Origin of the sequence: Vibrio sp. 2CM40D (assembly GCF_023161825.1) — a bacterium.
GTDB lineage: Bacteria > Pseudomonadota > Gammaproteobacteria > Enterobacterales > Vibrionaceae > Vibrio > Vibrio alginolyticus.
Window position 1 is genome coordinate 47,189 of record NZ_JALNTL010000011.1, and the last position, 11,963, is coordinate 59,151.

8 protein-coding genes are annotated in these 11,963 nt (G+C 47.2%); 3 read left to right on the forward strand and 5 right to left on the reverse strand.

Annotated features, from left to right (window positions below; translation table 11 throughout):
* The first annotated feature begins 82 nt into the window (after positions 1-82).
* The 3 genes from MTF70_RS24380 to MTF70_RS20550 all read left to right on the forward strand — a co-directional run bounded on the left by MTF70_RS24380 (position 83) and on the right by MTF70_RS20550 (position 2,007).
* A complete protein-coding gene (locus tag MTF70_RS24380) occupies positions 83-205 on the forward strand; it encodes a hypothetical protein (RefSeq protein WP_017634057.1) in 123 nt (40 codons plus the stop codon).
* Between the two features lie 64 nt (positions 206-269).
* A complete protein-coding gene (locus tag MTF70_RS20545; RefSeq protein WP_248394326.1) occupies positions 270-1,679 on the forward strand; it encodes a hypothetical protein in 1,410 nt (469 codons plus the stop codon).
* A 94-nt stretch (positions 1,680-1,773) separates the two neighbouring features.
* On the forward strand, positions 1,774-2,007 hold the full coding sequence (locus tag MTF70_RS20550) for a hypothetical protein (protein ID WP_248394328.1): 234 nt from the start codon (positions 1,774-1,776) through the stop codon (positions 2,005-2,007).
* Positions 2,008-2,127: 120 nt separating this feature from the next.
* Here the strand turns inward: MTF70_RS20550 and MTF70_RS20555 are convergent, their stop codons facing one another.
* The 5 genes from MTF70_RS20555 to MTF70_RS20575 all read right to left on the reverse strand — a co-directional run bounded on the left by MTF70_RS20555 (position 2,128) and on the right by MTF70_RS20575 (position 11,790).
* Positions 2,128-3,045 carry a ParB/RepB/Spo0J family partition protein gene (locus tag MTF70_RS20555; RefSeq protein WP_248394330.1) on the reverse strand — a complete coding sequence of 306 codons (918 nt, stop codon included), beginning with the start codon at positions 3,043-3,045 and terminating at the stop codon, positions 2,128-2,130.
* Positions 3,042-3,815, reverse strand: a complete 774-nt coding sequence (locus MTF70_RS20560; RefSeq protein ID WP_017634061.1) for a ParA family protein — start codon at positions 3,813-3,815, stop codon at positions 3,042-3,044. Before MTF70_RS20560 ends, MTF70_RS20555 begins: the two co-directional genes overlap by 4 nt.
* A 3-nt stretch (positions 3,816-3,818) precedes the next feature.
* Positions 3,819-4,058 carry a hypothetical protein gene (locus MTF70_RS20565; RefSeq protein ID WP_017634062.1) on the reverse strand — a complete coding sequence of 80 codons (240 nt, stop codon included), beginning with the start codon at positions 4,056-4,058 and terminating at the stop codon, positions 3,819-3,821.
* Between the two features lie 531 nt (positions 4,059-4,589).
* Complete coding sequence (locus MTF70_RS20570; RefSeq protein WP_054579116.1) at positions 4,590-5,015, reverse strand: hypothetical protein; 426 nt, start codon at positions 5,013-5,015, stop codon at positions 4,590-4,592.
* Between the two features lie 55 nt (positions 5,016-5,070).
* Positions 5,071-11,790 carry an SNF2-related protein gene (locus MTF70_RS20575; RefSeq protein ID WP_248394332.1) on the reverse strand — a complete coding sequence of 2,240 codons (6,720 nt, stop codon included), beginning with the start codon at positions 11,788-11,790 and terminating at the stop codon, positions 5,071-5,073.
* Positions 11,791-11,963: the final 173 nt, after the last annotated feature.

Sequence of the window (11,963 nt, forward strand, 5' to 3'; positions counted from 1 at the left end):
TTTCGCATGCGAGAACTTTAAAGAATCTCGTTCGATATAGTTTTCGCATGCGAAAACTTTTCAGAGAACTTGAGAAAAAACAATGAATGTTTTCACTAAAATCCGAGCAGACTATTACTACAAGCAATCTCTAAACCTTGCGCTGGCAGCCAGTGAGCGTCACAACTACGCCAAGGCGCTTTTCGCATTGCTTAAGAGCCTTTAATCCTTTTTCCCTGCCCCAAAAGTTTTCGCATGCGAGAACTCGCCACTCCACCGGAGCGGTCAAATTGAATCAACTCAAATCAATTAACACCGAAATCGAAGAGGCGAAAAACATCAATGACCTAGCCGAGATTGTTCAACTGTACGCAACAGACAATCCAAAACCCAAGCTAGGTCGCACCAGCTACGTTGTGACAGCAAAAGGCGACGAAGTAGAAACAGGCTTTAAAGTCGTGGAAGCCAGCGACCTTATTCCATCGAACGACTTAGACGGTCGAATCAATCCGAACTTCCCGCAAGAACTGCAACCGCGCGACCGTACTCGCGTATCCTCAAAATTGCAGATCTCAAAGATGGCCAACGATTTGCGTCCACAACAATTAACCGATTCTGGACTATCTAGCCACGGCGCACCGATTGTCGGTGCAGACAATGTGGTGGAGTCGGGGAACGGTCGAACCATCGCTATCATCAAGGCGTATCGAGAGGGTAAGGCTGATAAGTACCGCCAGTTCCTAATCGACAATGCGGAGCGCTTCGACCTATCACCGGAGAAAGTTGAGAGCATGCGCGAGCCAGTGTTGGTTCGAGAACGTGTTACCCAAGTTAACCGTGCTAAGTTTGCCCGAGATTCCAACCTCTCTGACTTGCAACAAATGAGCGCAGCCGAGACAGCTTGGGTTGACGCAGAGCGCATCGATGACCGCATGATTGCTCTATTCCAACCGAACGAAACAGGCAACCTTTTGGCCAAGTCTAACCAAGGATTTATAAACAGTTTCTTAACTGAAATTGGGGATAACTCAACCGCCGGACTACTTACTGAAGATGGCCGACCAACCAAGCAACTGATTGAGCGCATGCAAAATTCCGTGTTTGCCAAGGCGTACAAAAACGAGAAGTTGGTGAAGCTGGTAGCCGAGGAAGCCGATCCCGAAATTCGCAACATTTTGAGCGCGCTAAACGGCGCAGCAAGCGCGTTTGTTGAGATGCAATACCTTAGCGGAGAGGTGCATAAAAACACGTCTGGAACGCTGGCAGAAGCCGTGGAAATTAACGCCTCACAACCTGACCTCGCTAAGTCAGCACTTGACTCACTGGTGCAAGCAACCGAGCTAGTAAGACAGGCCAAAGATTCCGGTCAACACATCGATGAGCTATTGGCTCAGTCCGGTTTGTTTGGCGACAACGATCCCGAGGCCGAAGCGCTGGCGAGATTCATTGCTGCTAACAACCGAAGCGCAAAACGCATGACACTGGCATTTAAGGCAATGGCCGAGGCAATCAATAGTGAATTGCTTCACCAAGGCCAAGCGCTCGGGGATATGTTTGGCGGCGGTGGTGCATCGCTTATTGATATTCTTGGGCGTGTAAATCAAGAGCTGGAAAACGAGGGGGTACAAACAGGCTTTATGTTCGAGTCTAGTGTGCAACTGGACGAACTTGCAAACGCTTCGAGGCATGCTATAAAATAGTTCTTGGCATATATTGCCTATACAACCTTTATAGACACACAAAAACGCCAGATTTAATTGTCAAATCTGGCGTTTTTGCATTTGGGAGTAGGGGATGTTTACTATCAGGCATCGTTATCACTACGGGCTAATCGACATAAACGAAGACGGCGTTGCCGATGGCCATTCAGTCGCAGGGAATGAGATCCCCGCTTTAAGGAAAGATGGCGAGTATATCTACAGACCATTTAAAGGGGCGCTAGATAATATCTATCTACTGCATGTCCAAAAGGTAAAGTTGGTGAATATCGTCGCTTATTGCGATGACCAACTAGGGCTATTTGGCTAGCAAGACGTGCCGCTCGATCACTATGTGGTTGGTGTCTACCGTGACGGCGGGTATTACGTCCTAACGAAAAACGGGCAGCTAATTAGCCACCCGCTTTAAAAGTTTTCGCATGCGAGAACTTTACACACGATACCCAACTAATTGAGCTTCACCAACTGGCACTTGCTCAAGTTCGCCATCATCAAACAGTACCGTTAGCTTGTCGCTATGCTTACCAGATGCGAACACCAAACCATGACGGTCATTAACCATCACACAAATGCTGGTAGGCTTTTGGTTTGCCGTAGGCTTTTTGCTTACTGGTGTCTTATCGGTCTTTTCTGCTTTCTCTGGTTTGCTAGGTTGAGGTGCAACTTCCATCTTGCTATCTAGCTCGCCAGTGCGCAGTTTTACACAATCTTGGCGTGTTAGCTTCTCGCCGCTTTCCAGTGCTTCACGAACTCGCTCAGAGTTATCGATGGCTGCTTTGCGTAGTTCGTTGATGGACTCAACATCACCAATAATCCCTTTTTTGAATGCTTCCAAAACAAAGTCAGGGGCTTTAAGCACATTTAGGTATTTTGAAATGTAGCCGTCTGATTTGCCAAGGCGCTTAGCTAAGCCACGGTTATCCAGATTGTGCTTTTTCTTAGCTTGGTCAAACGCCTTACCTAATTCGATTGCCGTTAAATCTTCTCGCTGGATGTTTTCAATGAGCTGGCCAAAAATATCGCCCTTTTCACGGATAATACATTCAACGTGAGTCAGCTTGTCGCTCAACATAGTGGCGCGCCAACGGCGTTCACCCTCTTGGATTTTGTATCCCTTGCCATCGAACGGATAAACAACGACAGGTTGAATTTGGCCGTTTTCTTCTAGGCTTTCGCATAACTCAAGTAGTGATTCATCGTTAAATTCTTCACGAACTTGCTCAACTGAATACAAAGAGTCTTTAGGGATAGCCAACACTTTCGCTGCATCGCGGATTTCTACCTCTGATTCATCCAAGAGATTATCTAGGTCGCTAAGCTTGATTCGATCTCTTAAGCTTTTGGTCATGCTGTCACCTCTACCATGCGCTTGCAAAGTTCCTCACAAACCGCTGTAAAGCCGAATTTCTCAGCCGCTTTAGGGTTGGTTTCAATCAGTGCTTTGCCTTGGTTTAGAGCTTCACTTACGCGCGTTGTTTTAATCAGTTTGTTTTCAAAAACTAGGTTGCCGTACTCTTTACGAAGTTCCGCTTCCTGTTCGCGCTGGTCGTTTGTAATGTTGGCTTCGATAAGGTTTAGGACAATACCTAATACTTCCAAGTCAGGGTTCATTCGACGGATTTGGCGCGAGGTCTTAACCAGCTCATTAACGCCTTTGATCGACATTTTCTGTGCTTGGCTAATGATAAGTAGCTTACTGGCCACAAGTAGCGCTGCATGCTGTAGCGCGTTCGCCGCTGGTGGACAGTCGATAAAGATATAGTCGTAGTCGTCTTTGATAAGGTCGATAGACTCAGCCACGTTTAAGATTTGTGATTGAGTAATGTTACCCATGCGCTTATCGCCGCCAATAACGTGTACGTTTTCGCTGACTTCGAAAGGTTTAGCCTTTACTGGATTTTCAAAAAGGTTGTAAGCGTTGTGTAGGCAGCTCGCAGATGTGTACTCTGGATTCTCGACCATTTCCGGTGCGATTGAGCCGCCTAAGTTGTTTTGTGGGTCAAAGTCCAGGAATAGACATTTGTTGCCTTGGCTAGCGATGCTAATGCCAAAGTTGTAAGTACAAGTTGTTTTACCAACGCCGCCTTTTTGGTTGGCAATCGCCATGATAATGCTCATTAATTAATTTCCTTTGCTGGTGGAATTTGTTTGCTGTTTTGGTTTGCTCAGTGCTACCTCAAGATCCTCGATATAGCACTGAACTACGTAATCAGTTGTACCGCCGCCGTGCATTGCTTTGTAAATAGCAGTGTGGCAAGGGCTTACACCCTTAACGCCATCAATGAGCTGCTTGGCTTTTCTGGTACTTCCTGCCTTTTGGACTAATTGATTTAATCTTTCGCATCGTTCCTTGGATGCCATATCAATGCCTCTCGATTGTTGTCACTGGCAACAGGCACACACTATACGTTGCCAGTAGCAACAGTACAAGAAAAAAAAGTAACAAACAGAACCGATTGCACAAGTTTTCGCATGCGAGAACATCAGATAAATTGTGAGATTGATTCCATGTGTTTTCGCATGCGAAAACATTTTGACAATTCTATTACTTAACTAGGTTACAAAGAGCAGCGTCAACAGGCATAAGAAGGGAAAAGCACCTAGTTGCATAATCTGTTGTTTTTAATAAAAATATTGAAAAACCTGTTGAATATGAAATTTATTTCATATAAAATAAATTACAGATAGGCGGCAACAAAACTATTAGGGGTAGGATTGATTGCATCAAAGCTTATCTGTTCAACGTGCAATCCCCGCCATTTGTTCAGTGGCGGGGTTTATTTTTTCTATCTCAAAAGTTTTCGCATGCGAGAACTTCTTACCAAATTCCATGCAAAAAAATACCCGCCAAAAATGACGGGCATATGAGAAAAAGTTTTCGCATGCGAAAACTTAACGCATCGATTTGCTGTTAACACTCCACGCTTCGAGATTTACGTCCTCGATAGAGTATTCAAATTCTTCATCATCGACGTAGTAGGTATGTAGGTTTGCTTGCCAGTAGCCTTTATCAACTTGCTCTTGCTGGTACGCCCACGCAGCACACAACAAAATCGCAGGGTCTTCGAAATTGAAGTGTTGCTCTGTGATCACTTCTGAATCGCTGCCAAGGTCATAACCATGCTTGGCCATGAGCGATTTAACCGCCCACCAATAAGCGCCATAGTGACGGTACATGAGCGGATTGGCTTTAAGTGTTTTGTAAATGCCATCTACTTGAGCTTGGATAAATGCTTCTTTGCTTTGCGCTGTTTCTAGCGCCTCATCGAGTAAGGGCTGTAGATCTTCAACGGTAGGCAATTTCACTTGGGTAATCATTGTTGTCTCCAAAAAGTTTTCGCATGCGAGAACTTTTCGCATGCGAAAATTTGAGTTAGGCAGCTTCGGCCATTGTGTTGTGAATGGTTAATAGCGATTTCGCTAGCAATTCCAAATCCGCTTTCGCAGAGATAAACCACCAGCCGCCATTAAATTCACTGCTTGCGTTTGATGCGAAGTCAGCGCCGTACTCGGCCTTAGCTTCCTTGTCACCAGCGAACATCACTTTAAGCGAACCTTTAAGGCCATTGTTGTCCATCAAACCAATGCGCTCGTATGGCTCTACAACAATCTCTTTTCGGTTGCGACCGCGCTTAGGCTTCCAGCTAATTGGTGAAGTCACCATTTTAACGTCGATGCCAATGCCTGACATTAGTTCGCTAAACTTCTCGATGCTCTCTACGTTAATGGCAGAGATATTATCGATTTTCACTTTCTGCGTTTCGGTCACTTTAACCTCGGCCTTTTCCGGCTTATCCGCATTTAGGTACTTCTCGATAAATTCCTCACGCTGTGCGCTGCGGTAAGTGAATAGCGAACCATACGCACCTTTCATGCGATTCAATGACCAGTCATCCGAGAAAATTAGGCCATCACCGGATAGGAACTCACGTTCGCCAATAGCGTGTAGGTCGGCACATACCTTAAGCATGGTTTCTTGTGAGTTTTCGCCGTAAATCGCATCGACCTTTTTCAGTAGGTGAGTATCGGTCGTTGGTTTGTATTGCGTCATCCAGTACGCGATCTGTGATAGACGTTTTGCACGGTCAAGGTCGTTAGCCACCAGCTTAGTGAAGTCAGCGAATAGCTTATCTTCCAGCTCTGTGCGGTATTCGCTAGAGCGTTCGGTCAGAATATCGGTGTAACGAGTGAACTCACGAGCCGATAGGCGGCGCGCTTCGTGTGCGTTGGTGTAACCTGTCCATTTCAAATTGCTTAGATGGTTATCTAGCTCTTTAAGGAAAGTGATAGACGTTTTGTAAGTCGTCTCTGCTTTCAGTAGCGCTTCTTGATAAAGCTCAGGGTATTTTTCCTCGAATGCTTTGATCTCAAGTGTCACCAGTTCAACAACTTCCTGTTCGCTCACTTGGTTGCCGTTTTCCATCGCCTGTTTGTCCCAATCGCTACCGATAAAGAAACTTAGAATGTCGTGTTCCAACATCACGTGACCTTTATCTTCCAATTGCTTGGTTACTTGGTCGAGTAGGGCTTTCACGATCGCTTTATCGCTCGCATCTGGATAAATCAGCGTTTGGTCTGGTTCAACATCCAATCCCCACGGTGTAGAGAATGAGCCGTCAGCATTGCGCACCAAACAACGGCGGCTGTTACCGTAGGCTTTCATTTTCTTTTCTGCGACCAGTTCAAAGAACGTCTCACGGTCAAACGTATGAGCGACTTCACTTAGTGGTACACCTTGGAGCGCTTTTGCTTCTAGCGCAGCTCTATCCTGATTCACTGGCGCAATTTCAATGATGCGCTCAACAGGTAGATCGACGTAGTTGCGTGACGCAGGTTCGCCGTCCATTTCAGTAATAAAGCCGTCCACCGTGCCAGATTTACGGTCGAAGTTGGTGATCATGATTGTTGCTTTCGAATCGTACTCAGCGCTCCAAGAACGGCTCTTAACTTCGGCTTTGTAGGTGTAGCCATTACGCACAATCACGCCATTGCGAACAATGTACAACTCTGGATGAGTTAGGAAGTCAGGGTAATCCTTTAACACACCGTCATTGATGGCCAGCTCCATTGCTGGTTTCAATTTCTTGATGGTATCGCTCGCTTTGTCGCGGTTTTTGATCGCTGCCTCATAGGTTTTGATTTGGCTTTCTAGCGCAAACAGTCTGCCCTTGGTGCGTTGGTAGTTTTTGTGCTGCCAACTGCCGCGCTTCTCGCCCTCTGCACGTAGGCGATCTTCTTCCACCTCTTTGCGTAGCGGCTCTAACTTCTCGCGTAGTTCGGCCAGCTCGCCCTCAACCGCACTCACATCCAAAGCAAGCATTTGGGTGGCTTTGATGTACTTGCTAACGTTGATACTTGCTAGTCGGCGTTCCTCTAATTTTCGCTTGCGCTCAGCTTGACGCTTAGCCGCTTCGATACGGGCTTTCGCTTCTTCTGGATTCGCTGCCAGCATGATTGCAGTTTCGTCGGCTGCGTCTGCATCGGCGTTCGCAATGTACTTTTCATCACCTTTGAACATTGTCTCAATCCAAGTGGCTTTGCGTTGGATTGTGGCCAAGCGGAAATCATCGAATGAGCCTTTCGACGTGTAGTAGTGAACGTTCACGCTGTTTTGTTTAGAGCCAACACGCGCGCCACGGCCATTACGCTGTGTGATACTCATTGGAGTCCAAGGTAGCGTTAAGTGGTGAATATCGGTTGTGCCATGATGCAAGTTGATGCCGACTTCGCCTTTTTTATTGAGGATCATGAATTTGTATTTCGAGGTGTTGTAAGCATTGGCCATTGCTTCCAAACCCGCTTCCTCATCGTCCTCAGTCGCTTTAGAGCCTTTCTTACCCGCAACGGTATCGCTGTTCAAAATACCGATTTCAGACAGCTTACAACCAACAAAATCCGCAATGATTCGCGCGACTTTCTTGTGCTGTGTTTTTTCTTCGGTAAAGACAAGCTGCTTACCGCCAGCCAGATAAATCTCGCGCGCGTTCTCAAGGAACTTGGCGTACTTAGGGGAGACAGGGTGCGTAAATTTCAACTTGGCCTTGTCACAAATGTTTGTGAATCGGTCATCAAGTTGCTGGTGGAGCTGAACCACGCAGTGATCGCCCTCGACCTTAACGCTCTTATCAACCTTAACTTGGATTTTGCTTAGCTTAACCGTGCCGTCTGGTGCCACATCCTCAAAAGCGACCGTGACGGTATTTGGTAGCTTAGCTACTGCCGCCTCTACCTCTTTCTTGCTGTCCTTGGCGAATCGGTAGGTAACACGCTCATAGTACAAATCAAGGTCTGTGCTTACCTTGTCCATTTTACGGATTAGGCCGAAAACCGTGTCGTTAGGGTATTGCTCGACAATCTCTTGGTTTTCGTCTTTGTCTGGATTACTGATTGCGTCAGCGCGCTGGCGTAGTTCCTCATATAGCGCTTCCTGTTCGCTATTCATTTGGACAACGCTTTGCTGGCTAATCAGGTCAGGAATGTGAACGTTGGCACCAACGGATTTAGCATCCTCGATCGTCATGTAGCGGTTAACGATGTTTCGAAGTGCGTCTAGGTTTTGGAATCCGAGTAGGGCTTCACGCTGTTCAACTTCGCCCGAAATCTTAGTAACCAGCGCTTCGCCAGTCTTACCAAACATGCGGATAAAGTCGTCGCTGTCAAAGATCCCCATCTTGGCAAACGTGTCTGCCGGAATGATGTGGGACAGCATATTGAACATATCAACAGGGCTGTTTACGGTTGGCGTAGCTGTTAGGAAGTAAACGCCTCGACCGTCATTGCGAGCCTTAATGACGTTGTTCTTAAGCTGCATATCGATAGCGCGATCGGCTTGCGCTTGGCTAGGCAAGAATGCCAGATTGTTTCGGTATGAGCCGCCCTTGTACGAGTTGCGGAAATCATGCGCCTCATCGACCATAACCGAATCGAATAGCAAGTCCTCAAAGTACGGTAGTTCTTCGTTTTTGGCCGTACCATCGTCAGCATATTTCGCTTCAAAGCGCGCGTTCTTCGCTTGCTCTGTGTGGCTTTCCGCTTCCTTAACTAGCTTGCTTGAACCAGCAATCAAACCAGCATCGCGCATTTCAAGCACGTTGGCCGAAATCGTGTCCGGCTTCAATGGAATGCGGTTGTACACGTCTTTTGTCATTACCACGATGCGAGCTGTTGACTGTGTAAGCTGGTGGAGCTGTTCTGCTACGCGCTTGCCGTTGGTGTCTACGGTCAGTTTGGCGCGCAAGATAGGATCACCTTTCTTGTCTAACTTCGGTTCGCCCGTTTCATCTAATTCCGGTTCCCGAATGATTTTTCCGTCATCGTCTTTGTGAACTTCAAGGCCGATAAATACCTTGTCAGATAGATTGCTTTCACCAAAGAACAGGTCGGACTCATAGAACCAGTTCTCTAACACGGATTTAGGAACAACGATGGCCACACGGTTAGCGCGTTTGGTTTCTAGGTTGTGCTGCACGAGGCCAAGGCCAGTGAGCGTTTTACCCAAGCCAGTACCAAAGGCAATAATGCCGTTCCCGTCTGCACTGTGACGGCGAATCGTTGAGTTTTGGTAAGGTAGGAACTCAATCGCACCAGATACGCCATCTAGCGATAATGGAGTGTCATCGAACTCCGGTTTAATCCAACCGTTAAACGTATTGTTGTAAACCTGTTCCAAGTATTCTGAATGGTCAGATGATACAATCCATGTAGAAAACTCATCATCGAGGCGGCGCATTTGTTCACGGATAAGTGATTTATCTTCGTTCTTACTACCGCCACGAACAGCACCATAGTTGATGTACGATTCAATTTGACGCTCAAATCGCTCATCGCTGTTCGCTGCTTTACCTTTCACGCCATTACGAGTTAAGCCATCAATCCATTCGCCATCACGCCAACGGTAGCCAGTGAGGTATTGGCCGGATTCGCTTTGTACGAAATCCTCAAAGCCGTCCTTATCCTCGGTAAAGTCGCCCAAGATAAATTCCGTGTAGCCACGGTCATGCAGGAACTCAAGCATGATGTTTTTAGGAATCCACTTATCGGTAAGCTTCATCCTCACATCGGCAATCGAGATCTTGTTTCGCTTAGATTCGATGGCTTGGATTTGGCGCATGATGTTAGCTTTCACGGTATCGCTGGTGGCCGATACTAATTGTGCGGTCAGCTGATCCATGCGCTTGCCGACTAGGCCAGTCGTCGCTTTATGGAATGCCGTCACCGTGCCGTCAGGGTTTACAGCTACCTCATCCATGTTCGCTAGGTAATCAAGCAACTGCTCATCGCTCATCGCATCGATACCGCTTGCGGTGTAATACGTGCGAACGTCATGCAGTGTCAGTGTGGTTATGCCTAGTTCACGGTCGCATAGATGGAACACGTCACCAATGCGAGACGAACTGTATTGAACGGTCAGCTCACGCTTAAGGTCGCCTTTGAGTAGGTCAGACAGTTTGCCCTTAGAATCGATCGATGAGTGGTAGTAATTCCATGCAGAAACGTACTTCTCGCTTAAGTTGCTTAGCGCTTTCTTCGATTCCTTAGAGCCGCCCATTAGTGCGTTCAGCTCTAACACTTCGCCGCTTAACTTCACGCGATATTGTTCGGTCTGGAAGTCCTCCGCGCCCATTGCCATGTTGGCCAAGTCGCTATTGGCTGTGGTTCGGCCACCAGCAACCAGCGTTGCAAGTGTTTGAACTTTCATGCCAAGTAGAATGCCTTTATAAGCGTGTTCTTGGCTCGCTTTTGGCAGCTTGGCTATCTCGCGCATTAGGGCTTTAAAGTCGTCATGACACAAGTAACCGTAATCTTCGAAAAGCTTGAGCGCTTGGCTGGCCGATAGCTTAAGCATCGATTCAGTAGAGTAGGTGATAGAACCGATCTCATCGGTGTTATCTACGCCATAGGTCGGCTTGCTGATAGCGCCTGTTTGCGCGTTGCTTTTAGATAACTCCCATTCGCCATCAATCATTTCGTACTGCTGGCCATTGCGGAAAATCGTGTCGCCCTCGGAGTATTTCGCGCTCACTGGCTCGCTGACCGCTTCATCGAGCAACATCCAGTCAATGCGACTGTCAAAGCGGCGCATTAGCGACTCTTTAATATCCTCGTTAGAACGGTTGCCACGCTTCACGACTTTGCGCGCAAACTTACCTACGCCCTCAACAGTCTGTTCGCCGTTGATGAATTTATTACCCTCGCGCTCGAACCACTTACCTTTGAGCCAAGTGTCCCAAAGTACGTTAGATTCAATCAGCGTGTCGCGGTCGGCGCTATCAATCAGTGCTTTCGCTTGGTCGCTGTGTCTTCGCCAGATAACAAGGTCAGTCACTACGCCCGTATCAGAGAACGTGCCCGTTGGTAGTCGGTGCGCGCCCAAAAACTCCGCTTTAAGCGCGAGTTGTGTACGCCACTTCTCAAGGTTTTTCGCATCACAAATACGAGTTGGCAGCACTAGGGCAATCAAGCCACCAGCTTTCGCTTTATCGATAGAACGAGAAACGAAATACTGATCAGCGTACTTAATGTCTTTGTACGCTTTGTCTTTCATCGCGCTAGCGTCTCGAACACCATAAGGCGGGTTGCCGATCACTAGGTCAAAGTCACCAATGCCAGGATTAGTTGCTACCGCTTCGAATGCTGATTGGATTACATGGTCTTCGGGGTGAAGAATTTGGTTGATGGCCGCTGAGGTCTGATCCATTTCTACGGATGTAGTCAGGGTGCCTTTAGGTTTGGTTTCGCTAAATACGCCCACGCCCGAACTTGGTTCAAGTACGCTGCCGCCAGTAAAGCCATAGGAACGAACTGCATCCCAAGTCGCGCTCGCCAGCCATTTAGGCGTGTAGTATTCGTTGGTGGAGCCACCGATACCGCCAAAACCTGTGTAGTCGCGCAGAGCTGCTTTATCTTCGGGTGAAACGTTGGAGTAGTCGCCGTTGTACTTGGCGAGAATATCTTTGGCTAGTTGGTTAGCCTTAAGGCGCTGGTGGCCTTTTGGAGTGTCGCTAATATCGACAGCGAGCAAGGCTTCAAACTGGCGTACCAGTTCATCGATTGTTGTCGCCTGTTCAATACTGCGGGTTAAATCAGTGTTCATTGAACTTGCCTTTTATTCATTGGATAAAAGCCAAAAAAAAAGTCGAGCTTTCGCCCGACTTTTTCCTTTCCTATTCCCCATCCCAAAAAAACGCCACTATCAATATCAATTTAAGTTAATGAATAATCTAAAATATCTAAGGAAGTAGATTTTTAGGGATGGGATAATTATTC